Annotated in this window: 18 protein-coding genes; 10 read left to right on the top strand and 8 right to left on the bottom strand. The window is 71.9% G+C overall.

The features are described from left to right. The first annotated feature begins 50 nt into the window (after positions 1-50). The 4 genes from ACFP3V_RS00655 to ACFP3V_RS00640 all read left to right on the top strand — a co-directional run bounded on the left by ACFP3V_RS00655 (position 51) and on the right by ACFP3V_RS00640 (position 4460). Positions 51-1460: a ricin-type beta-trefoil lectin domain protein gene (locus ACFP3V_RS00655; RefSeq protein WP_380578468.1), complete on the top strand. Its 1410-nt coding sequence runs from the start codon at positions 51-53 to the stop codon at positions 1458-1460. Between the two features lie 11 nt (positions 1461-1471). Then, positions 1472-2680: an alginate lyase family protein gene (locus ACFP3V_RS00650; protein ID WP_380578466.1), complete on the top strand. Its 1209-nt coding sequence runs from the start codon at positions 1472-1474 to the stop codon at positions 2678-2680. Positions 2681-2814: 134 nt separating this feature from the next. Then, complete coding sequence (locus ACFP3V_RS00645) at positions 2815-3171, top strand: YciI family protein (RefSeq protein ID WP_380578464.1); 357 nt, start codon at positions 2815-2817, stop codon at positions 3169-3171. Continuing rightward, positions 3168-4460, top strand: coding sequence for an RNA polymerase sigma factor (locus ACFP3V_RS00640; RefSeq protein ID WP_380578462.1), 1293 nt, complete (start codon positions 3168-3170; stop codon positions 4458-4460). The genes ACFP3V_RS00645 and ACFP3V_RS00640 overlap by 4 nt, the downstream gene beginning before the upstream one ends. Here ACFP3V_RS00640 and ACFP3V_RS00635 read toward each other — a convergent pair. Then, on the bottom strand, positions 4384-6717 hold the full coding sequence (locus ACFP3V_RS00635; RefSeq protein ID WP_380578459.1) for a terpene synthase family protein: 2334 nt from the start codon (positions 6715-6717) through the stop codon (positions 4384-4386). The two genes, ACFP3V_RS00640 and ACFP3V_RS00635, sit on opposite strands and share 77 nt — an antisense overlap. Positions 6718-6952: 235 nt before the next feature. Between ACFP3V_RS00635 and ACFP3V_RS00630 the strand changes: the two genes are divergently transcribed. Next, positions 6953-7921, top strand: coding sequence for a hypothetical protein (locus tag ACFP3V_RS00630; RefSeq protein WP_380578457.1), 969 nt, complete (start codon positions 6953-6955; stop codon positions 7919-7921). Between the two features lie 42 nt (positions 7922-7963). On the opposite strand, the gene ACFP3V_RS00625 is transcribed toward ACFP3V_RS00630, so the two are convergent. After that, positions 7964-10426, bottom strand: a complete 2463-nt coding sequence (locus tag ACFP3V_RS00625; protein WP_380578455.1) for an alpha/beta fold hydrolase — start codon at positions 10424-10426, stop codon at positions 7964-7966. A 151-nt stretch (positions 10427-10577) separates the two neighbouring features. Between ACFP3V_RS00625 and ACFP3V_RS00620 the strand changes: the two genes are divergently transcribed. Beyond that, entirely contained in the window at positions 10578-11252 is a 675-nt protein-coding gene (locus tag ACFP3V_RS00620) for a TetR/AcrR family transcriptional regulator (RefSeq protein WP_380578453.1), read from the top strand. 7 nt (positions 11253-11259) lie between these two features. On the opposite strand, the gene ACFP3V_RS00615 is transcribed toward ACFP3V_RS00620, so the two are convergent. Continuing rightward, positions 11260-12081 (bottom strand): SDR family NAD(P)-dependent oxidoreductase, encoded by an 822-nt coding sequence (locus ACFP3V_RS00615; protein ID WP_380578451.1) that lies wholly within the window; start codon positions 12079-12081, stop codon positions 11260-11262. Between the two features lie 103 nt (positions 12082-12184). Between ACFP3V_RS00615 and ACFP3V_RS00610 the strand changes: the two genes are divergently transcribed. Together ACFP3V_RS00610 and ACFP3V_RS00605 are read left to right on the top strand one after the other, a co-directional pair. Continuing rightward, positions 12185-13669, top strand: coding sequence for an MFS transporter (locus ACFP3V_RS00610; RefSeq protein WP_380578449.1), 1485 nt, complete (start codon positions 12185-12187; stop codon positions 13667-13669). A 48-nt stretch (positions 13670-13717) separates the two neighbouring features. Then, on the top strand, positions 13718-14683 hold the full coding sequence (locus tag ACFP3V_RS00605; protein WP_380578447.1) for an SDR family NAD(P)-dependent oxidoreductase: 966 nt from the start codon (positions 13718-13720) through the stop codon (positions 14681-14683). 138 nt (positions 14684-14821) lie between these two features. Here ACFP3V_RS00605 and ACFP3V_RS00600 read toward each other — a convergent pair whose 3' ends face one another. Then, on the bottom strand, positions 14822-15865 hold the full coding sequence (locus ACFP3V_RS00600) for a phosphatidylinositol-specific phospholipase C domain-containing protein (protein ID WP_380578445.1): 1044 nt from the start codon (positions 15863-15865) through the stop codon (positions 14822-14824). 197 nt (positions 15866-16062) lie between these two features. Between ACFP3V_RS00600 and ACFP3V_RS00595 the strand changes: the two genes are divergently transcribed. Beyond that, a complete protein-coding gene (locus ACFP3V_RS00595; protein WP_380578443.1) occupies positions 16063-17391 on the top strand; it encodes a ricin-type beta-trefoil lectin domain protein in 1329 nt (442 codons plus the stop codon). A 21-nt stretch (positions 17392-17412) separates the two neighbouring features. Here ACFP3V_RS00595 and ACFP3V_RS00590 read toward each other — a convergent pair whose 3' ends face one another. The 4 genes from ACFP3V_RS00590 to ACFP3V_RS00575 all read right to left on the bottom strand — a co-directional run bounded on the left by ACFP3V_RS00590 (position 17413) and on the right by ACFP3V_RS00575 (position 21408). Next, positions 17413-17727, bottom strand: a complete 315-nt coding sequence (locus ACFP3V_RS00590) for a DEAD/DEAH box helicase (RefSeq protein ID WP_380578441.1) — start codon at positions 17725-17727, stop codon at positions 17413-17415. An 82-nt stretch (positions 17728-17809) separates the two neighbouring features. Further along, positions 17810-18640 carry a lysozyme gene (locus ACFP3V_RS00585; protein ID WP_380578439.1) on the bottom strand — a complete coding sequence of 277 codons (831 nt, stop codon included), beginning with the start codon at positions 18638-18640 and terminating at the stop codon, positions 17810-17812. A gap of 230 nt (positions 18641-18870) precedes the next feature. After that, positions 18871-20331, bottom strand: coding sequence for an NADP-dependent phosphogluconate dehydrogenase (gene gndA, locus ACFP3V_RS00580; protein WP_380578437.1), 1461 nt, complete (start codon positions 20329-20331; stop codon positions 18871-18873). A 228-nt stretch (positions 20332-20559) separates the two neighbouring features. Further along, positions 20560-21408 carry a GNAT family N-acetyltransferase gene (locus ACFP3V_RS00575; protein WP_380578435.1) on the bottom strand — a complete coding sequence of 283 codons (849 nt, stop codon included), beginning with the start codon at positions 21406-21408 and terminating at the stop codon, positions 20560-20562. A 153-nt stretch (positions 21409-21561) separates the two neighbouring features. On the opposite strand from ACFP3V_RS00575, the gene ACFP3V_RS00570 reads away from it, so the two are divergent. Continuing rightward, on the top strand, positions 21562-23430 hold the full coding sequence (locus ACFP3V_RS00570) for a ricin-type beta-trefoil lectin domain protein (RefSeq protein WP_380578433.1): 1869 nt from the start codon (positions 21562-21564) through the stop codon (positions 23428-23430). Positions 23431-23453: the final 23 nt, after the last annotated feature.

Below are 23453 nucleotides of genomic sequence, written 5' to 3'. Positions count from 1 at the left end.
GGTGCTGCTCGGCCGACCCCCACATCCGGCCTTCCATCAGGAGCCAGCCCATGCGACTCAGGCACCGACTCGCCCCTGCCGCGGCACTGCTCGCCGGCCTCGCCGGCGCGCTCGGCCTCCCCGGGACCGCGCACGCCGCGGCCAACCCCGGCCCCGGCTTCCCCGCGCAGTACGCCGCGCCCTATGTCGAGACCTGGAACTCGCCCTCCGCGATGGCCAACGCCCAGGCGGCCACCGGCCTCAAGTACTTCACCCTCGCCTTCGTCATCAACGGCGGCGGGGGGTGCAACGCCACCTTCAACGGCGACACCTCGATCTCGGACGCCGGCTGGACCAGTGCGATCAACAGCCTGCGCGCCTCGGGCGGCGACGTCATCGCCTCCTTCGGCGGCGCCTCCGGCACCGAACTGGCCCAGGCCTGCACCAGCGTCTCCGCGCTCCAGGCCCAGTACCAGAAGGTGATCGACACACTGAACCTCACCCGGATCGACCTCGACGTCGAGGGCGCCACCCTGGACGACACCGCGGCGAACGACCGGCGCAACCAGGCCCTCGCCAACCTCCAGGCGCAGTACGCCGCGCAGGGCAGGCGCCTCGACGTCGACTACACCCTGCCCGTCGACCCCACCGGGCTGCTCTCGAACTCGCTGAGCCTGCTCGGCAACGCCAAGAGCCACAACCTCACGGTCAACCTGGTCAACATCATGACCATGGACTACGGCCCGAACGAGGACATGGGCCAGGCCGCGATCAGCGCCGCCAACGCCCTGCACGGCCAGCTCGGGCAGATCTGGACCGGCAAGTCCTCCGCCCAGCTGTGGGCCATGGAGGGCAACACCCCGATGATCGGCGTGAACGACTCCACCAACGAGGTCTTCACCACCGGCAACGCGAGCACGCTGGAGGGCTTCGCGAAGTCCAACGGTATCCAGGAGCTGGCCTACTGGTCCCTCGGCCGTGACCAGGCCTGCACGTCCAACGGCACGCTGTCCGACAGCTGCAGCGGCACCTCGCAGAGCCCCTACCAGTTCGCGTCCCTCTTCAACGCGGTGACGGGCAGCGGCGGGGGCACCACGCGCACCGGCAGGATCACCGGCTACGCCGGGCTCTGCCTCGACGACCGCTCCGCCTCCACCGCCGACTACAACCCGGTGCAGGTCTACACCTGCAACGGCACCGCGGCGCAGCAGTGGACCGTCGGCGGCGACAGCACGCTGCGGGTCCTCGGCAAGTGCCTGGACGTCTACGCCGGCGGCACCGCCGACGGCACCAAGGTCGACCTCTACGGCTGCAACGGCACCGGCGCCCAGGTGTGGCAGCCGCGCGCCGACGGCTCGCTCTACAACCCGCAGTCCGGCAAGTGCCTCGACGACACCGACTGGTCCACCACGGCGGGAACCCAGGTGCAGCTCTGGTCCTGCAGCGGCAACGCCAACCAGGTCTGGAACCTGCCGAGTTGAGGACCGCCAGGATGACGACACGCACCCGCCTGCTCGGCCTGCTCGCTTCGCTCGCCCTGAGCGTCACCGGTTTCCTGGCCGCCCCCGGCGCGCAGGCCGCGCGCACCTCGCAGACCGCGCCGACCGTCTTCACCCACCCGGGCGTCCTGGTCAGCAGGGCCCAACTCGACTACGTCAAGGCGCGGGTGAAGGCCGGGGCCGAGCCCTGGGCCGACGCCTGGCGGCAGCTGACCAGCAGCTCCTACGCCTCGCTGGGCCGCACCCCGCACCCGCGGGCCGACGTGGACTGCGGCTCCTACTCCAACCCCGACAACGGCTGCACCGACGAGCGCCAGGACGCCCTCGCCGCCTACACCGACGCGCTGGCCTGGTACATCAGCGGCAACACCGCCTACGCCGCCGAAGCCGTCAAGATCATGAACGCCTGGTCGGCCACCATCACCGAGCACACCGACAGCAACGCGCCGCTGCAGACCGGGTGGGCCGGCTCGGTGTGGCCGCGCGCCGCCGAGATCATCCGCTACAGCTACGGCGGCTGGGCCGCGAGCGACGTCACCCGCTTCGCGAGCATGCTGCGCAGCGTCTACCTGCCCGAGGTCGTCAACGGCTCCAACAGCAACGGCAACTGGGAGCTGTCGATGATGGAGGCCGCCGTCGGCATCGCCGTCTTCCTCGACGACAGGACGGACTACGACAAGGCGATCGCCCGGTACCTGAACCGGGTGCAGGCCTACGTCTACCTGTCCAGCGACGGCGCGCTGCCCAGGACGGTCCCGGGCAGCGGGCTGACGACCAGTCAGCAGATCATCAGCTACTGGCAGGGGCAGTCCACCTTCGTCACCGGGCTGACCCAGGAGACCTGCCGCGACTTCACCCACACCGGGTACGGCATCTCGGCCCTCTCGCACGTGGCCGAGACCGCCCTGATCCAGGGCCAGGACCTCTACCCCCAGGTCGGCGAGCGGCTGCGGCAGGCACTCGGCTTCCAGTCCAAGTACCAGCTGGGCGCGGCCGTGCCGAGCTGGCTCTGCGGCGGGACGCTCAAGCTCGGCCTCGGGCCCGTCACCGAGGTGGGCTTCAACGCGCTGCACAACCGGCTGGGCTACGCCATGACCAACACCCAGGCCCTCACCGAGCAGCAGCGGCCCGCCGGGACGGACAACCTCTTCGTCGCCTGGGAGACCCTGACCAACGCGGACAACCCGCACGTCACCGGCTGAACCGCGCGGGTCCTGGAAGCCCAACAAAAAATCTTGAAGAATCGTGAGGAGGGATGTCGAGAACCGCTCCGCGGCTCCGACCGACAGGTGAGCACCCGCCGACCCGGCGGGGCCGCGGAACGAGGTGAAGCACCGTGAAGTACCTGCTGATGATCTACGGCAACCAGGAGAAGTGGGACAGCCTGCCCCAGGAGCGGTGGGCCGAGGAGATCGCCAAGACCGACGCCTACAACCGGAAGTACCACGCCAGCGGCGAGATGCTCGCCGCCTACGGGCTCGGCGACGAAGCCCAGCTGGTCGTCAGGAAGGACGGCGCACCCGTCGTCTCCGACGGCCCCTACCTGGAGACCAAGGAGTACATGGCCTCCTTCTACGTGCTCGACGTCGAGAGCCGCGAACGCGCCCTGGAGATCGCCGCCGACATGCCCTGGGCGGAGCACGACGTCGTCGAGGTCTGGCCGATCCTGCACGAGCCCCCGGCGGACTGGTGACCCCGGACACCCCGGTCGAGGACCTGCTGCGCGACCTCGCGCCGCAGGTCCTCGGCGCCCTCACCCGCCGCTACGGCCACTTCGACGCCTGCGAGGACGCGGTGCAGGAGGCGCTGCTCGCGGCGGCGCTGCAGTGGCCCGAGCAGGGCGTTCCCGACAACCCGCGCGGCTGGCTGGTCGCCGTCGCCCGCCGCCGCCTGGTCGACCAGGTCCGCAGCGACGCCGCCCGGCGCGAGCGCGAGGAGCGGCTGCACTTCGCCACCCCCGCCTCCGAACTGCTCGCCCACCCCGCCGACCTGGAGACCGGCCGCGACGCCGACGACTCCCTCGCGCTGCTCTTCCTCTGCTGCCACCCCGCCGTCTCCGTGCCCAGCCGGATCGCGCTCACCCTGCGCGCCGTCGGCGGTCTGACGACCACTCAGATCGCCGCGGCCTTCCTGGTCCCCGAGGGCACCATGGCCCAGCGGATCAGCCGCGCCAAGCAGAGCCTGCGCGCGGCCGGAGCCGACTTCGGCACGCCCCTCGACGCCGGGCAGCGTGCCGAACGCCTGACCGCCGTCCAGCGCGTGCTCTACCTCGTCCTCAACGAGGGCTACACCGCCAGCAGCGGCGACCAGCTGACGGCGCCCCAGCTGTCCGCCGAGGCCATCCGGCTCACCCGGCTGCTGCACCGGCTCGTCCCCGAGGACGAGGAGACCTCCGGGCTGCTGGCCCTGATGCTGCTCACCGACGCCCGCCGGCCCGCGCGCAGCGGGCCGGACGGCGCGCTGGTCCCGCTCGCCGAACAGGACCGCTCCCGCTGGGACGCCGACCTGATCGCGGAGGGCGTGGGCCTGCTCGAGTCCGTGCTGCCGCGCGGCCGCGTCGGCCCCTACCAGCTGCAGGCCGCCATCGCGGCCGTCCACACGGAGGCCAAGGACGTCGAGAGCACCGACTGGCCGCAGATCCTGGCCCTGTACGGCCTGTTGGAACGGGTGGACCCCAGCCCGATGGTCACGCTCAACCGGGCGGTGGCCCTGGCCATGGTCGAGGGACCGCAGGCAGGACTCGACCTGCTCGACCGGCTGGCCGACGACCGCCTGCTCGCCGGCCACCACCGGCTTCCCGCCACCCGCGCCCATCTGCTGGAGCTGCTCGGCCGAGCCGACGAGGCGGCCGAGTCCTACCGGCTCGCCGCCCGCCGGGCCACCAGCGCCGCCGAACGCCGCTACCTCAGCGAACGGGGCTCGCGGACGTCGCGGACCGCTCGGGAAGCAGCAGCGCCGACAGACCCAGGCCGTCCGCGGTGACCGGTACTCCCGCGCGGGCCGGGCGGCCGTAGCGGGCCACCAGGTCGGCCTCCCCGTAGCGGCGGGTGGCCTCGTGCCAGTGGTGCACGGCGGCCAGCCAGTTGCGCAGGTCCGCGAGGTAGCCGTCCAGTCCCGCCCGGCCGTGCGTGTCCAGCCCGAAGTCCTCGGTCAGGACCGGGATTTCATGGGCGACCAGGTGCTCGAACTGGGCCATCCGCTGCTCCAGCAGGTCCGTCACCACCCGGACGGCCGCCTCCGGGCCGCAGCCGAACCAGTTCTCCACCAGGGCCACGGCGTTGTGCAGCTCGCCCTCGAAGGCGACCTCCTTCTGGTAGGAGACGACGTCGTTGAGCAGCGCGCCCCAGTCCGCCACCGCGTTCTCCAGGGCCTGGACCGTGCCGCTCGCGAACAGCGCGTCCGGCACGGCGGAGCGGCCGGCGCAGCGGGCCAGCTCCATCGTCAGCTCGGCGCCGAAGGTCTGCCGGCGCGTCTCGATGTAGTCCACCGGGTCCGGCATCCGGTTCTGCGCCCTGTTGGCCAGCTCCCAGAGGAAGCCGTCGAGGAACACGTCCACCGAGCGGCGGAACCGCTCGCGGTCGGCCGAGCGGAGCGGCGGCACGGTGCGGGCCCACAGGTCGGCCAGCCCGCGTTCGAGGGCGTTCGCCGGCACGGCCACCGCCCGGCCCTCCACCGGCAGGAATAGCCGCAGCCGCGCCACCGCCTGCCGGGCCCCGGCGAGGTCGCCGGTGCGGCCGAAGACGGTCGGGAACCAGTCGTCCGCGTAGGTGCCCCAGCTCAGCCAGTCCGCGCTGAGGTCCAGCTGCTCCGGCGTCGCGTCCGGGTCGAGCGCGGCCGAGCAGAGGGCGAAGTCGAAGCCCTCCAGCAGCTGACGGTCCCACAGGTCCGAGCCCGGGACGCCCGGTTGGGGCTGCAGCAGACCCATCCGCTCCGACCAGTCCAGGACGTGCCGGCGCGCCCCCTCCAGATGCGGGCTGAGCGTGAGCCGGAACGGCATCCGCAGGTCGGGGAAGCGGGCGGGCGCCGCCGCCGGGCGGTGCGGCAACTGGAGGTAGGGCCGGGCCCGGTGCGCCAGGAAGACCGGGTGCAGGCCCGAGGTGCCGAGCCAACTCCCGGTGGTGTCGGCGGACTTGTTCATGTAGCGGCTGGAGCGCAGATGCCACTCGTGGCCGCCGAACTGCCAGTCCTGCAGACCCTTGACGTAGGCGAGGACGTCCGCGGCCTCGGCCGGGTTCAGGCCGTGCTCGGCGAAGAGGGGCGGCAGCTCGGTGGCGACGGTGTGCTCGAACTGCAGAAGGCGCGAGGTGAGCAGGTCGTTGACCGACTCCGCGGCCTCCTGGGTGTCCATGCCGAAGAAGGTCTCCCAGACCAGCACGCCGTTGCTGAGCTCGCCCTCGTCCAGGATCTCGCGCTCGTAGGAGAACAGGTCGTTGCGGAGGTGGACCGCATCGGAGAAGGTGTCGCGCAGCACGCGCAGGGGCCGGGTTCCCGCGACGGCGGGTGGTACCTCGGCGTCCGCCGCGTGCTCGACGAGGTTCGCGGACCAGGGCGCGCCGCCGACTTTGCGGCGCATCTCGATGTACTCGACGGGGTTCGCGATCCGCCCGGCGTTGATGTTCGCCAGCTCCCACAGCGACTCGTCCAGCAGCGCCGCGGTGCTCTCCCGGAACCGCGCCCGCCAGGCGGGCGAGCGGTGGGGGACCGTGCGCAGCCACAGGTCCCGGAGGCCGGCCTCGACCGGGTTGGCGGGTTCGGGGATGTCGGCGCCGGGGTCGAGCGGCATGAACAGTGGCAACCGGGCCAGGTACGCGCGGGCCGCGGCGCGGTCACCGGTGCGCTTGAAGGTCTCGAGGAAGTGATCGTCGAAGAAGAAGACCCAGACGTACCACTCGGTGATCAGCGACAGCATCGGCCCGTCGCAGTCGGGGTGGGTGTAGGCGCAGAGCAGCGGGTAGTCGTGCGCGTCCAGATCCGCCTGCGTCCACACGCCCGACCCCTCCAGCATGCCCGACTCCCGCGCCCACGCGGTGGAGTGCGCCCGCGCCTCGTCGGCGTGCGGGTTCAGCCGGGCAGGGTAGGGCGTGTAGAACACCGGCAGGGTGAACGGCTGCCCGTGGGGGTCCGGGCGGCTCGGGCGGCCCTGCCCGGTCGCCCGGACCTGCGGGAGCTGCGCGTCGTGCGGGACCTGAGGGGTCCGCGGGGCCTGCGGGTGCTGGGCAGCCTGCTGAGCGTGCGTCATCCGACGCCTTTCCGTGTCCGCTTCCATGCGTGCACGCACGCACCTTTACCGCCCATGGCTGCCACCGCTGACGGCGTGTCATGCGGGGCGGCGGCCTCCGCATCGGTGCAAGGGGCGCACGTCCCCGGCGCACGCACTGCGGCAGGAGCGGCAGCGGCGGCGTCGGCGGCCGGGCTGAGCTGCGACGTTGTCCGGGCGGACCAATACTGGTGGCGTACGACCGGAGATGATGCTGATGAAGCGAGCCGCAGCCTTCGTGACCGCCGCGTGCATCGGTGGGGTGGCCGTTGCCGGGTGTACGAGCGGCGCGAAGATCAACACCGCCGTCCTGCCGAGGGCGCCGTCCTCGTCCGCCAGCGCCCCCGCCACCCAGAACGGGACCGCCAGCGCGGCCGCGCCGCCCAGTGCCGCGAGCAGCGGTCGGACGGCTGCGGGCGTGGGGGACCAGATCGTCGTGACGGGCAACGACTCCCGGGAGCAGTTGACCGTGACGCTGCTGAGCGTGGTCGATCCGGCTCAGCCCGATGCGTTCACGCCCGATGCGGGCATCAAGGACGTCGGCCTGCAGTTCCGGATCACAAACACGGGGAGCACCGTGTACAGCGACTCCCCGGACAACTGCGTGCAGGCCTACACCAACAGCGACGAACAGGCCAAGACAACAGTTGACACCATCACCTCGGGCCCGAGTCTCGACAACGTGACGCTCAGTCCGGGCGAGAGTGCCGTGGGGTACGTCACCGTCCAGGACGCGGTCGGGAGTCGGCTCTCCCGCGTTCAGTACACCCCCGACAGCGGGTTCTCCAACGACACCGCCGAGTGGGCCGTCACCCGGACCGTCTCCGGCAACGCGCCGGCCGGGACGCCCGCCCCGCCGGCCGCGCCGCCCGCGGCTCCGCCCGCGCCGACCAGCAGTCCGGCGGCCGCCGGGCCGCAGCAGGTCGTCGAGGACTACTTCGCGGCCATCAACGCCCGGGACTACCAGACCGCCTGGAACCTCGGCGGCAAGAACCTCGACAGCTCCTACGCCCACTTCGTCGCCGGGTTCTCGACGACGGCCAGCGACACCGTCACCGTCACCGGAACGTCCGGCAGCACCGTCTCCATCGTGCTGGACGCGCAGCAGACCGACGGGACGGTCCGGCACTTCTCCGGCACCTACACCGTCCACGGCGGGGTCATCATCAGCGCCGACGTGCACTGACGGGGCGGGCCACGGGCCCCGCCCCAGGGGGAGCGGAGCGGGTCACACCTGGCCCGCGACGGTCTCCGGCTCGCCGTCCACCGCCGCCGCTTCAGGCGCCGACGCCGACCCCGACTGCGACCCCGACTGCGACCCCGACTGCGACCCCGACTGCGGGTCCGGCTCGTCGGACGACCAGAACTCCCGTGCCAGCGTGGCGAATTCCTCGGCCCGTTCGATCTGCGGCATGTGGCCCGTCGCGGGGAACAGGTGCCACTGGGCGTGGGGGAGCGCCTCGCGTGCCGCGAGCAGGTGCTTGGCCGGGAGGATGCGGTCGTCGTCGCCCCAGACCACCAGCGTCGGGTGGGCCAACGCGGCCACCGCGGGCAGGAGTTCGGCGCGCCAGGCGGCGTGGACGCCGCGCAGGCCGCCGAGGCTGCCGAGGGTGTCGAGCATCGCGTCCGCTCCCTCCGGGCGGGCCGAGAGGCGGTAGGCCAGGTCCACGCGTTCGGGCGTGGCGAAGGACGGGTCGTGGAAGATGGAGCGCTCCGCCTGGAGTGCGACCGTCCGGTTGGGGCGCAGCATCGCCTTGGCCACCGCTCGGGGGCGGACACCGAGGATGCGCAGGGTCGGGGTGACCTCGCGGCCGAAGCCCGCGCTGTTGGCGAGCAGCAGGCTGCGCACGCGGTCCGGTGCCTGCACGGCGAGTTGCATGGCGACCGCGCCGCCCAGCGAGTTGCCCGCCACGTGGACCGGTCCGGCCACGCCGATCTCGTCCAGGAAGTCCTCCACGAAGCGGGCCAGACCGGCCAGCGAGACCGGCTCGCGCAGCCGTTGCGAGTGGCCGAAGCCGGGGAGGTCGACGCTGATCACCCGGTACTGGCCGGACAGCCGCTCGTGCTGCTCGTTCCAGTCCTCCAGGCTGCGGGTGACGCCATGCAGCAGCAGCACCCGTGGCGCGTCCGCGGGACCGGTGACGCGGTAGCGGACGTGGCGGCCGCGGACCGTCAACGAGCGCGGGGTGGTCGCGAGTTGGTCGTCTTCGGCCCCCTCGCCGGCCAGGCCGAAGCGGATGCCGATGTCCTCCAGCGGTCCCTTGCGCATCAGCTGCACGTCGCGCGGGTAGTTCTGGTGGACCCGCCAGGGCGCGGTCGGGCCCTGGGTGGGGAACGCGTCGAGGCTGCGCCGGACGTATCCGGACCGGAGGCCGATGAGCGGCTCGCGGACCGGCGAGGCGGGCTCGACCGGGGTGGCGACCTGGTAGCCGTTCTCGTCCAGGTGGCGCAGCAGCCGGCAGACGTACTCCGCGACCAGGTCCGCCTTGAGCGTCCAGGAGGCGTTGGTGTAGCCCACGGTGAAGGCGAAGTTGGGGACGCCGGAGAGCATCATGCCCTTGTAGGCGACGGTCTCGTTGAGCCGCACCTCGCGGCCGTCGACCGTCAGCTCGATGCCGCCGAAGGCGAGCAGGTTGAGGCCGGTGGCGGTGACGACGACGTCCGCCTCCAGCTCCGCGCCCGACCGGAGCCGGATGCCGGTGGAGGTGAACCGGTCGATGCGGTCGGTGACGACCTGGGCGCGGCCGCTGCCGATGGCGCGGAAGAGGTCGCCGTCCGGGACCACGCACAGGCGCTCGTCCCACGGGTTGTACTGCGGGGTGAAGTGCGTGCCCACGTCGTAGCCCTTGGGCAGCTGGCGCTGTACACCCCTGCGGAACACGGTGCGCATCAACGCCGGGGCGCTGCGGCTGAGTTGGTAGCTGTAGAGGGAGACCCGGATGTTCTTCCAGCGGGCCGCACGGGCCGCCGCTCTCGCGGGCAGCACCCGTCCGAGGGCCTGGGCCACGACGTCGCGGGAGGGGAGCGAGACGACGTAGGTGGGGGAGCGCTGCAACATGGTCACCTGGGCCGCCTGCTCGGCCATGGCCGGGACCAGGGTGACGGCGGTGGCGCCGGAGCCGATGACGACGACACGCTTGCCGGCGTAGTCGAGGTCCTGCGGCCAGTGCTGCGGGTGCACGACCTGACCGGTGAAGTCCTCGATGCCCGCGAAGTCCGGGGTGTAGCCCTGGTCGTAGCGGTAGTAGCCGCTGCAGACGTAGAGGAACGAGCAGGTGAGCTCCACCGTCCGGGCCGCGCCTGCGGCGTCCGTCCGCTCCGCGGTGACCGTCCACGTCGCGTCGGCGGAGGACCAGGAGGCGCGCACCACGCGGTGGTGGTAGCGGATGCGGTCCTCGACGCCGTACTCGCGGGCGGTACGGCGTACGTACTGCAGGATCGACCCGCCGTCGGCGATGGCCTTGGCCTCGGTCCAGGGGGAGAAGGAGTAGCCGAGGGTGAACATGTCCGAGTCGCTGCGCACGCCCGGGTAGCGGAACAGGTCCCAGGTGCCGCCGATGGCGTCGCGTGACTCGAGCACGGCGTAGCTGCGCTGCGGGTGCTCGCGCTGGAGGTGGCACGCGGCGCCGATGCCGGAGAGCCCGGCGCCGACGATCAGAACGTCGAGGTGCTGTGCGGGGTGCTGCGGCATGGATCCCCCATCCCGGTCGGTGGCGGCGCGCACGGCAGTGGGCGGCCGGTGGCGGGAACGTATCAACACAGTGTCGAGAGCGTCAACGGTGTGTCGAGTGGAGGTCCTGTGCCCGCCCCCGCGCAGGGGACACGTCTTGTAGGGTCGGGCCATGCCGACCACAGCAGCCGACCGGCCCCGACGCGGGCGCGGTGCCCGCCGACCCTCCCCGCCGACCGGCGACGAGCGCCGTGCCGCGATCCTGGAGACCGCCGAACGGCTGCTCGGCGAGCGCCCGCTGCGCGACATCTCCATCGACGACCTGGCCCGAGGCGCGGGCATCTCCCGGCCGACGTTCTACTTCTACTTCGGCTCCAAGGACGAGGTGCTGCTCACGCTCCTCGAGGGCGTGGTCGCCGAGGCCGACCAGGGCGTGATGGAAGGTTTCGAACAGCTCGCTGCCGAGGACTGCGACCCCGCGCACTGGTGGCGCCGGGCGCTGACCGCCGTCTACACCGCCTTCGGCACCCGACGGGCCGTCACGATCGCGGTGGCGGAGGCCTACGCGGCGGGGGGCGAGGTCCGCGCCCGCTGGGAGCAGTTCATCCAGCGCTGGGTGGAGCTGACCGCGCTCGCCATCACCGCGGAGCGCGAGCGCGGCGCCGCGCCGGACGGGCTGCCCGCGCACGAGCTGGCCGTGATGCTCAACGCCATGAACGAGCGCGTCATGCTCGGCACCTTCGGCGGATTCGGCAGCGGCGTCATCGCGCTGGACGAGTCGACCGCGGTGGAGTCCATCCTCACGGTCTGGCTGGACGTCATCTACCGCGGTCGCAAGGCGGGTTGAGCGTTCCTCAGCCCAGGTCCGGCAGCAGCGCGGCGGTCGCTTCGCGGAGCCGGCGCCGGGCGTCGGGGTCGTAGGCCTGGTCGAGCGCGCGGGCGGGGGAACGGCCGTTGAAGTAGCGGCCGCTGACTCCCGCCAGGGACTCCGCCTCGACCAGCGGCAGGGTGGCGGCCAGGCCCTCCTCGACGCTGCTGTGCGGACCGACGCCGGACTCCCGCACCATCGAGGTGTCCATGAAGGACGCCGGGTGCAGGGCGTTGACGGTCACCCCGGTCCCGCCCAGCTCCTCGGCCAGGTCGAAGGTGAACATGATCTCGGCCAGCTTGGCCCGCCGGTAGGCGGTGACGCCGTCGTAGTCCCGGTCCAGCATCAGGTCGCCGAAGTCGAGCGGGAACTGGCCGGCCGACGCCACGTTGACGATCCGGGCGGGCGCCGAACGGCGCAACAGCGGCAGCAGGCGCCGGGTCAGCCGAACGACCGCCAGATAGTTGACGGCGAAGCGCAGTTCGACGCCGTCGGGGCTCAGTTCCCGCCCGGCGCCCGGGGCGCCGAAGCCCACGCCCGCGTTGTTCACCAGCACGTCCAGGCGGTCGGTGACGGCCTGGACGGCCGCGGCGAGGCGGTCCACCTCGGCGCGCGCGGCCAGGTCGGCCAGCAGCAGCACGGGCTCGGGCGCCCCGAGGGCGACCACCTCGCGCCGCACCTGATCCCCGCGCTCGGGGTTGCGCCCGTGCAGCAGCAGCCGCGTGCCGGACTCCGCGAGCCGCAGGGCCAGGGCCCGGCCGAGACCGTCGGTGGCTCCGGTGATCAGTACCGTGCTGGGGTCGCTCATGGCCTTCTCGTCTCCTCGTCCGACAGCTTGTGCTCTCCCGCCGCTCCATCGCGCGTCCGGTTCGGCGCAGGGGGCATGATGCGGTCAACAGGAGGGCGCGCTCATGGATTCCACCGACGCGGCGACCACCGCCCCGACCGAACTCCACGCCGGAACCGCCCGGGGCCGCTGGGTACTTGCGGCGACCGTGCTGGGGTCGGGCATGGCGTCGATCGACGCCACCGTCGTCGGGATCGCGCTCCCGTCCATCGGGCGGGACTTCCATGCCGGTATGGCCTCGCTGCAGTGGGTGGTGACGGCCTACACACTGACCCTTGCCGGCCTGCTGCTGCCCGCCGGCTCGATGGGCGACCGGTACGGGCGGCGACGGATCTTCCTGGTCGGGGTGGTCTGGTTCGCGCTCGCCTCGTTGCTGTGCGGGATCGCGCCCGGCGTGGGCGTGCTGGTCGCGGCGCGCGCCCTGCAGGGCGTCGGGGCCGCGCTGCTGACGCCGGGCAGCCTGGCCATCCTGCAGGCCTCTTTCGCGGCTCAGGACCGCGGCCGGGCGATCGGCGCGTGGTCCGGTCTGAGCGGGGTGGCCACGGCCGTCGGCCCGTTCCTGGGCGGCTGGCTGGTGGAGGCGGCGTCCTGGCGCTGGATCTTCGCGATCAACCTGCCCGTGGCGGCGGCCGTGGTCGCGGTGACGGTGCGTCATGTCCCCGAGACCCGCGACCCGGAAGCTCCGCGGCGCATCGACGCGGTGGGGGCCGTGCTGGTGACCCTCGGGCTGGTGGGAGTGACCTACGGGCTGATCGAGTGGTCGGGCCGGGGCTGGATCGCACTGGCGGCGGGAGCCGCACTGCTGGTCGCGTTCGTGCTGTGGGAACGGCACACGGAGACGCCCATGCTGCCGCTTTCCATGTTCGCCTCCGCGCCGTTCACCGTCACCAACGTCGTGACCTTCGTGCTCTACGGGGCACTGGGCGGAGCGCTGTTCCTGCTGCCGATCCAACTGCAGCAGGTGTCGGGCTACAGTCCCCTGGCGGCAGGCGTCTCGCTGCTGCCGGTCACGGCGCTGATGCTGGCGCTGTCCTCGCGCTCGGGCGCGCTCGCCGCCCGGATCGGGCCGCGACTGCAGATGAGCCTCGGGCCGCTGCTGGTGGGTGCGGGCCTTGCCCTGCTGACCCGGATCGGACCCGGCGGCGACTACCTGACGGAAGTGCTGCCGGCCGTGGTCGTCTTCGGCCTTGGGCTCGCCGCGACGGTCGCCCCGCTCACGACGACGGTGCTCGCCGCGGCCCCCGCGCAGCACGCGGGCATGGCCTCGGCGGTCAACAACGACGTGGCCCGGGCGGCCGGCCTGATCGCCGTCGCCGTCCTGCCGGCGGCGGCGGGCATCGGCGGCACGGCCTACCTGCACCCGGCCCAGTTCTCGGACGGCTTCGGCAGGGCCATGCTGATCGCGGCCGGCATGTGCGGACTGGCCGGCTTGCTGGCCGCGCTCGGCCTCCGCGGCCGGAAGCCGACGCCCGCCGCGCACGAGGGCGGCCACGGCGAGCGGCCCTGCCATCACTGCGGACTGGACGCACCGCCCGCGAACGGGAGTTGACGTGTCGCTGTTGACTTCGAGTGCCCTCGAAGCCGTAGCGTCGGCCGCATGACGACAGCGACTCCACAGCAACCCCTCGGCTCCGGCTTCGGCGCCCGCAGCACGGCCACCGAGGTCCTGGCCGGTATCGACCTCTCGGGCAGGCTGGCCGTGGTGACCGGCGGCTACTCGGGCATCGGCGTCGAGACGACGCGCGCGCTGACCGCGGCCGGCGCCCACGTCGTGGTCCCGGCGCGCCGCCCGGAGGCGGTGCCGGAGGACCTGGCCAAATCGGACCGGGTGGAGGTGCACCGCCTGGACCTGGCCGATCTCGGCAGCGTGCGCGCCTTCGCCGAGGAGTTCCTGGCGATCGGCCGCGGCATCGACGTCCTGATCAACGGAGCGGGCGTGATGGCCTGCCCGGAGACCCGCGTCGGCCCGGGCTGGGAGGCGCAGTTCGCGACGAACCACCTCGGCCACTACGCGCTCACCAACCTGCTCTGGCCCGCGCTCGTCGCGGACGGCGGGGCCCGGGTAGTGGCCGTCTCCTCGTCCGCGCACCGGCTCTCGCCGATCCGCTGGGACGACGTCATGTTCGAGACCGGCTACGACAAGTGGCTCGCCTACGGGCAGTCCAAGACGGCGGACGTGCTGTTCGCGGTGGAGTTGGACGCCCGGGGCCGCGAGCACGGGGTGCGAGCCTTCGCCGTGCACCCGGGCGGGATCCTGACGCCCCTTCAGCGGCACCTGCCCAAGGAGGAGATGGTCGCGATGGGCTGGATCGACGAGGACGGAAACACCCTCGTCCCGGCCTTCAAGAGCCCGGAGCAGGGCGCGGCGACCCAGGTCTGGGCGGCGACGTCCCCGCAGCTGGAGGGGAAGGGCGGGGTGTACCTGGAGGACTGCGAGGTCGCTCCGCTGTGGCAGGGGGGCGAAGCCCCCGCCGGGGTCCGCGCGTATGCGGTGGACGCGGCAGAGGCCTCCCGCCTGTGGGCCCTGTCGGCCCAACTGACCGGTATCGACGCTTTCGAGTAAGTTGCAGCCCTGTCAGGGATGCGGGGAACTGCGCGAGAAACCCACCACCCGGGGAGGGTCGCCCTGCAATCAGGGTCGAACCTCCGTGAGTGGTGGGCTGGTCGCGCGGTTCCTCGCGCCCCTGGTGGGGGCTGCAACTCACCCTCGGGGGAGAACCTCTGACTGGACGTCGGTCAGGGTGCGCCAGTCCGTCGAGGCGATGGTGGCGTGGGCCTTGGCGAGCTGCGCGACCCGGGCCTGGGCCTGGGCGTCGGTCGGGTTCGTGTCGTCGATCGCGGGGCTGACGTTCTGCGCGTCCGTCATGATCAGCAGGTAGTGGTTGGTGTCGTACCAGGACGTGTCGATGCCGCCGTCCACGTACGCCGAGGCGTCGCCGTCGAAGACGACGAACCACGGGCGCAGCGTGGTGTCGGCGTAGCGGGTGCGCGGGTCGCCCGCCTGGGCGTTGTGGACGGCGGGGAAGATCTGCGCCTGACCCAGCTTGCCCGCCGCCTGCAGACCCTTCAGGTACTGCGCGTACTCCTGGTCCGTCCACAGCGAGTCGGTCGGGTTGTTCTCCTCGACCGTGCCAGGGATCACCTCAAGGATCACCTTGCCCGCGAGGGCGTTGCGGGTCGGCCAGTTGCCCGCCCTGGCCGCCGCGTCGAGCGACGGGTAGGAGCCGATCAGGTCGGCCGGCCGGAACACGTCGCCGCCCAGGTGGGCAGCGATGGTGGCGTCGAGCTGGGCGGGCCCGAGGCCGTAGGTGGCCTGGAATCCGGCCTTGAGCTCCAGCTTGACGACCAGCGGCCCGTGGCCGGGGTGGGCCGCGAGCCAGACGCGGATGTCGTCGAGGCAGCTGCCCAGGTCCTTGTTGCGGCTTCCGGTGTAAAGCTGCGCGGCGGTGCTCGCGTCCACGCAGTTGTTGCTGTTGCCCAGCGGGTTGGAGTGGCTGACCTTCCACTCCTTGGTGACGAAGTCGTCCCAGACGTCGAGTTCGACCATCGACGTGCCGGTGTCCAGGCCCTGGGCGAGGTAGGTGAAGGCCGAGGGGTCGTAGGTGTTGTGCAGGCCGACGCCGGTCGCGCCGGCCAGGGAGAGGCTGCCGGTGTCGGCGGCCGGGGCCGGGGAGGGCGTGGCGGCGGCGAACAGCAGGGCGGCCGCCGCGGCGGCGGCTGACCAGAGCGCGGGACGTCGGAACACGGGGTCCTCCGGGGGGTCGGGATGTGAGTACCTGTCATGGTCCCGGCTTCTGACGAACAGTCAATGACATGAGCATGTATGAACGGCGTTGACTCGACGTCTTCGGGAAATTGATTCAGATAACGCTCTCCCGACTCATTGACTACTTGGCATGTACGGGAGTTGAATCCCCGTCAGTCGATCGAGGGAGCCGCCTCATGCCTCTCCGAACCACCCCCACGCCGGGCTCGGTGCGCACCGTGCGCGCCCTGCTCACCGGTCTGCTGCTGGCCCTGGTCGTCGTGGTCTCCCCCGCCACCACGGCAGGGGCCGTCACCGTGCCGCCCGCCCCCTCGGGTTGGACCACGGTGTTCAGCGACGACTTCTCGGGCGCCGCAGGGAGCGCGCCCAACGGCAGCAAGTGGACCTACGACACCGGACCGGGCTCCAACTTCGGCACCGGTGAGATCGAGACCATGACCAACTCGACCGCCAACGTCCACCTGGACGGCAGCGGCCATCTGAACATCACCGCCCTGAACAGCGGCGGCAGCTGGACCTCCGGGCGGATCCACACCCCCACCGCCGTCGCCGGCGCGCCCGCAGGAGGGAAGCTGGAGGTCACCGCCTCGATCCAGCAGCCCAACCCGTCCTCCGGGCTCGGCTACTGGCCGGCGTTCTGGATGCTCGGCCAGGGCCAGTGGCCCGAGAACGGCGAGATCGACATCATGGAGGACGTGAACGCGCTCTCCCAGGTGGCGGGCACCATCCACTGCGGGACCTACCCGGGCGGCGTCTGCAACGAGGGCAACGGCATCGGCAGCGGGCTGCGCGCCTGTTCCGGCTGCCAGACCGGGTACCACACGTACACCATGATCCTCGACCGCACGAACACCTCGGCCGAGTCCATCACCTTCTACCTGGACGGCGCCTCGTACTTCACCGTCAACGAGAGCCAGGTGGGCGCCTCGACCTGGCAGCAGGCGTTCGACCACAACCTGGAGATCATCTTCGACCTCGCCATGGGCGGCGGCTTCCCCAACGGGGTCTGCGGCTGCACCACGCCCACCTCGTCGACGAGTTCGGGCGCGACCATGAGCGTCGGCTACGTCGCCGCGTACACCACCACCGGGTCCGGCTCCGGCGGTGGCGGCGGCACCGGCAGCACCGGTCCGGTCACCGGGTACAACGGCCTCTGCCTCGACGACCGTTCGGCCAGCACCGCCGACTACAACCCGGTCCAGGTCTACACCTGCAACGGCACCGCCGCCCAGCAGTGGACCTTCGTCCAGGCCGGGACCACCCTGCACGTGCTCGGCAAGTGCCTGGACATCTACGCCGGCGGGACCGCCAACGGAACCCAGGTCGACCTCTACACCTGCAACAACACCGCGGCGCAGGTGTGGATCCCGCAGTCCAACGGCGAGTTGTACAACCCGCAGTCCAACAAGTGCCTGGACGACACCGGGTACGGCGGGTCCGGCACCCAGGTCCAGATCTGGGACTGCGCAGGCACCGCCAACCAGATCTGGCACCTGCCGTCCTGAGCCGCCCGCTCTGACGGAAGGTCAGCGGTCCTCGTAGGAGGAGGGCGGGAAGTCGGGACGGTCCGGTCGGGCCTCCAACTCGCCCTCCTCCAACTCCCGCTCCACCTCCGCGTTCTCCTCCTGCCACTGCTCCGTCCCGGTGGGGTCCGGCTGCGGCGGGGTGTCCGTCGCGGGCGGCACCTCGTTCGGGTCGTAGTCCTCCAGGCCGGCCTCGACCCGCTCCGCCTCGGTGCGGCGGGCCAGTTCGTCGTCGTCCGGGCGGGGCGGCATGCCGCCGTGCTCGCGGCGGTCGCGGCTGTCGCTGCCGGGAACGTACTCGTTGCTGTCGTCGCTCACGGGAACTCCTCGGGTGGGGACGGGCGGCCGGGCGGCCGCCCGTCCCCACGCTGCTGCGGGGGTCCTGCCCCCGCAACCCGGGTCAGCCGTTGGCGAGGGCCTGGACGCGGGTGATGTCGCCGTTGAACTTGTCGTGGTCGCCGACGGTCGGGCCGGAGTCGGTGTACTGCCACATGGTGTAGTAGGACCAGCCCGCCGGAAGAGTGCCGGACGAGCCGTTGTAGTTGGCGATCCACAGCGGGTTGGTGGCGGCGAAGCCGCTGTAGTTGCCGGTGCACTGGGTCCACCAGGAGGTGGCGGTGTAGATCACCGCGTCCCGGCCGGTGCGGTACTTGTACTCGTTGAGGAAGCTGCGGATCCAGCTGACCATGCCGCTCTGCGACAGGCCGTAGCAGGCGGCCCCGTACGGGTTCCACTCGATGTCCAGGGTGCCCGGCAGGGTCTTGCCGTCCTGGGACCAGCCGCCGCCGTGGTTGACGAAGTAGTCCGCCTGGGTGGCGCCCGAGGTCGTGTCCGGGGTGGCGAAGTGGTACGCCCCGCGGATCATGCCGACGTTGTAGGAGCCGTTGTACTGCTGGGTGAAGTAGGAGTTGGTGTAGTAGGTGCCCTCGGTCGCCTTGGTGTAGGCCCAGCGGACGCCGCTGTTCCACAGGGTCGACCAGGCCACGTTGCCCTGGTAGCTGGAGACGTCCACGCCCTCGGTCTGGGTGACCATCGGCTGGACGGTGCCGCCGGAGCCGCCGCTGCCGTGCTGGTGGGCGGCCACGCCGATGCCCATCCAGGCGGAGCCGCGCTGGGTCTTGGCGGCGGCGTCGGCGGACCCGCCGGGGACCGCGGCGAGCAGTCCCAGTGCGGCGAACAGAGTGGTGGCGGCGAGGGCGGTGCGGCCTCGTCCGGGGGAGAGGGGGTTCATTGCGTCGAGCCTCCGTGGCGTCGGGGGACGGCAAAGGGCTTGCGGGAACGCTGAACTGACGGCCCGACAGTTGCTTGTCGCAGCCATGCCACAGGATGCTACGCACGTAGATGTGAGTCTGGAAAGAGGGATCGAGTGAACGTCCCCCGACCAACTGGCCGGGGGACGCAAGGAGTTGGGGAGTTGGGCGGGTTTGGTGCGGTTCCTGACCGGTCGGCGTGGGCCACCCGTCAGGACTGCTGGACCTCCGCGCGGCCGGGCTCGGCCCAGAGGGTGTGGAAGACGCCCGGACGGTCGGTGCGGTGGTAGGTGTGCGCGCCGAAGAAGTCGCGCTGCCCCTGGGTGAGCGCGGCCGGGAGCCGGCCGGCGCGCAGCGTGTCGAAGTAGGCCAGCGCGGCCGAGAAGGCGGGAGCCGGGACGCCGCTCGCGGCCGCGGTGGCCACGACCGAGCGCCAGGCGTCCTGAGCCCCCGTCACCTCGTCGGCGAAGGCCGGGTCGGCGAGCAGGCTCGGCAGGTCGGGCCGCTGCCGGTAGGCGTCGCTGATCCGGTTGAGGAAGGCCGCGCGGATGATGCAGCCGCCGCGCCAGATGCGCGCGACCGCGCCCTGGTCGATGCTCCAGTCGTAGTCGCGGCTGCCGTCGAGGATCATCTTCCAGCCCTGGTCGTAGGCGATGACCTTGGAGGCGTAGAGGGCCTGCTCGACCTGGTCGGCGAAGGCGTTGGAGTCGGCGGTCGCCATCGGGTGGGCGGTCGGGCCGTCGAGGCCGCGGTAGGCCTGGCGCAGATCCGTGTGGCCCGAGGCGGAACGAGCGAACACCGCCTGGGCGATGACGGAGACCGGGTCGCCGAGGTCCAGCGCGGTCTGCACCGTCCAGCGGCCCGTGCCCTTCTGCTCGGCCTGGTCCAGCACGATGTCGACGAAGGGCTTGCCAGTGGTGGAGTCCGTGTGGGCGAGCACCTCGGCGGTGATCTCGATGAGGTAGGAGTCGAGCCGCCCGGTGTTCCAGGTGCGGAAGATCTCGGCGATCTGGATCGGCGTGTAGCCGCCCACCCGGCGCAGCAGGTCGTAGGCCTCGGCGATGAGCTGCATGTCGGCGTACTCGATGCCGTTGTGCACCATCTTGACGAAGTGTCCGGCGCCGTCCGGGCCGATGTGGGTGCAGCAGGGCTCGCCGTCCACCTTGGCGCTGATCGCTTCGAGCATCGGCCCCAGGGACTCGTAGGACTCCGCGGAGCCGCCGGGCATGATGCTCGGCCCTTCGAGTGCCCCCTCCTCGCCGCCGGAGACGCCGGTGCCGACGAAGTGGATGCCGCGCTCGCGCAGGCGAGCCTCGCGACGGCGGGTGTCGAGGAAGTGGGCGTTGCCGCCGTCGATGATCACGTCTCCCGGTTCGAGGAGCGGGGCGAACTCGTCGATCACCTGGTCGGTGGGCTCGCCGGCCTTGACCATGACGAGGAGCCGGCGAGGGCGTTCGAGCGCGGCGACGAAGTCGGCTGCGGTCTCGGTGGGGACGAAGGCCCCCTCGTGCCCGAAGTCGGCGACGAGGGCGCGGGTGCGGGCGGCGGTGCGGTTGTGCAGGGCCACGGTGTAGCCGTGGCGCGCGAAGTTCCGGGCGAGGTTGCGTCCCATGACGGCGAGCCCGGTGACGCCGATCTGGGCTGTGCCTGTGCCTGTGCCTGCGGCGGGCATGCGGTTGCCCCTTCCCGGGGAGGTGCGGCGGACCCTCACCAGTTTCAGGGGGGTGCGGCTGTTCCGCACGCGAGCCCCCGCCAGGGGCGCGAGGCTGTGAACAGGTGCGGGCTCCGCCGCGTGGGCGCGAGTAAGAGAGCCACCCCCCGGGAGGTTCGACCTGCAGTCAGGGTCGTACCTCCCTCGGTGGTGGGCTCGTCGCCCCCACGCGGCGGAGCCCGCACCTGTTCACAGCCTCGCGCCCCTCGGGGGCTGGGCAGGGAAGATCAGCTCGGTGTGGTCGGCGAGGGGGCGGAAGCCCACGCGGTGGTAGAGGGCGTTGGAGGTGGGGTTGGCGAGGTCCGTGAAGAGGAGGAGCTCGGTGTCGAGCTGCCGGCAGGCCGCGTGGACCGCCGCGCCCGCGTAGCCGCGGGCGCGATCCCTGGGCGGGGTATAGACGGGGGCGATGCGGATGTGGCCCGCCAAGGGCGGGGTCCAGCCGACCATGGACACCGGGCGGCCGTCCGTTTCCCAGAGCAGCAGGCGACCGGACGCGACCCGCCGCTCGGCCTGGGCGGTCCAGTCGCGGACGGGGCGTTCACCGATGAAGGCCGCGAAGTCCGCCAGCCACGCGGCCACCAGGGGGACGTCCGCGGCGGTCGCGGGGCGGGCGCGGCCGGCCGGGGTGGGGCCGGGCTCCGTCAGTTCGGTGAGGCGGAACAGGCGTTCGTTCCGGTGCACCCGCCACGGGCGTCCGGTGGCGTCCGCGAAGGCGCGGGCCACGGCTGCGGGGCCGGTGGCGCCCGGGACGTCCGGGAGGAGGGCCGCCAGGCTGCGGGCGGACTCGTCGTCCATCGTGCTGAGCAGGACGGCGCGCGGGGGCGTCCGGACGAACGCGGCGACGACCGTGCCGTCCGCGGCCGTTCGGTGCCCGAAGCGGGCGGGGGCGGTGCCGTCGAAGGTGAAGGGGCCGTGCAGGCGGACCGCCTCGCTGACGGAGAGCAGGACCGTGTGCGCGAGCGCGTCGGCCTCCAGGAACGCTCCGGCCGCGGTGAGGAACTCCTCGACGTCCTCGGTCAGCTGCCATCCGTGGTTCATGCCCGGACACCGTAGGCGAGTTCCCGGTTCCGGTCACGCGGGTTTCGGAACCGGCCCGGGAGAGCGTTCTCTTGACGCCGCCGCGCCGCGCGCAGTTGAATCCTCGTCAGCTCGGCCACCACGTCAACCCATCCCCACCTGCCTGGAGTTGGCATGCCCTTGCCCACACGCTGGCGATCGTTCGGCGCAGCCGCCCTGTCCGCGGCAGTCGCCGCGACGGGGCTCCTGGTCGCCGCGCCCACCGCCCACGCCGCGAACGAGTCGGTGAGCATCTGGCTCACCTCCACCGACGACTCCGCCGGACGGCACGTCACCCGGGGGCTGCAGCAGCAGACCCCCGTCAGCTTCGCCGCCGGGACCGGTGGTTCCGGCCGGCAGATCACCGTCGACGAAGGGACCACCTACCAGCAGTTCACCGGCGGCGGCGCGTCCTTCACCGACACCGCCGGCTACCTGCTCAACAGCAGCGGCGCCCTCTCCGCCGCCACCCGGAACAGTGTGATGACGGCGCTGTTCGACCCGGTCAACGGCATCGGCCTGGACTTCCTGCGCAACCCGATCGGCGCCTCCGACCTGGCCCGGTACGACTACACCTTCGACGACATGCCGGCCGGGCAGACCGACCCGACGCTCAGTCACTTCTCCCTCGCCCACGACCTGGTGGACGTGCTGCCGCTGACCAAGCAGGCCCGGCAGCTCAACCCGGCGCTCAAGGTCATGGGCACGCCCTGGACCGCCCCCGCGTGGATGAAGGACAACGGCGCGATGGACCAGGGCTGGCTGCAGGCGCAGTACTACGGCGCCTACGCCCAGTACTTCGTCAAGTACCTGCAGGCGTACCAGGCTCAGGGCGTGCCGGTCGACTTCGTGTCCGTGCAGAACGAGCCGACCTGCTGCAGCGGGTACCCGTCGATGCAGTGGAACGCGAACGGGCTCGACTACTTCACCGGCACGGACCTGCTGCCCGCGCTGCACGCGGCCGGTCTGAGCACCAAGGTGCTGGCGCTGGACTGGAACTGGGACCAGTACGACGGCTACGGCGCGCAGACGGTCAACGACGCGGCGATCCGCAACGACCCCCTCTTCGGCGGTCTGGCCTGGCACGGCTACGGCGGTGACGTCTCCGAGCAGACCACGGTGCACAACCAGTACCCGAACCTGGACGCCTACGACACGGAGCACTCCGGCGGCACCTGGATCGCCAACCAGCAGAACGAGGACATGAACAACATCATCGACTACACCCGCAACTGGGGTAAGTCGGTGGTGAAGTGGTCCCTCGCGGTGGACCAGAACATGGGCCCGCACAACGGCGGCTGCGGCACCTGCACCGGTCTGGTCACCGTGCACAACGGGGACGCGCGCAGCGGGCAGGTGGACTACACCGTCGAGTACTACGACATGGGCCAGCTGACCAAGTTCGTCAAGCCGGGCGCCTACCGGATCGCGTCCACGGCCGACACCGTGGTGCCGAACGTGGCCTGGCGCAACCCGGACGGCTCGAAGGCGCTGATCGCCTACAACGGTTCCACCTCCAGCCAGCCGGTCCATGTGGTCTGGGGGAACGAGTCGTTCAGCTACACGCTGCCGGCGCAGACCTCGGCCACCTTCGTCTGGTCCGGCAGCCCGGGCGCGAACCGCACCGGGCAGATCACCGGCTACGGCGGCAAGTGCGTGGACGTGGCCGGGGCCAACTCCGCCAACGGCACGGCGGTGCAGCTCTACGACTGCAACGGCACCGGCGCCCAGCAGTGGACGGTGGCCGCCGACGGCTCGCTGCAGGCACTCGGCAAGTGCATGGACGTCACGTCGGCCGGCACGGCGAACGGCACCCAGATCCAGCTCTACGACTGCAACGGCACCGCGGCGCAGAAGTGGCAGGCCCGGTCCGACGGTTCGCTGCTGAACCCGAACTCGGGCCGCTGCCTGGACGCCACCGGCCCCAGCTCGGCCAACGGGACCCGGCTGCAGATCTGGGACTGCACCGGCGGGGCCAACCAGAAGTGGACGCTGCCGTCCTGACGGCACGTCGGCGCGGTGCTTGA

Origin of the sequence: Streptacidiphilus monticola, assembly GCF_042658505.1 — a bacterium.
Lineage (GTDB): Bacteria > Actinomycetota > Actinomycetes > Streptomycetales > Streptomycetaceae > Streptacidiphilus > Streptacidiphilus monticola.
Note: the sequence above shows the minus strand (reverse complement) of the source record. Positions and strands in the feature narration are given on the sequence as shown.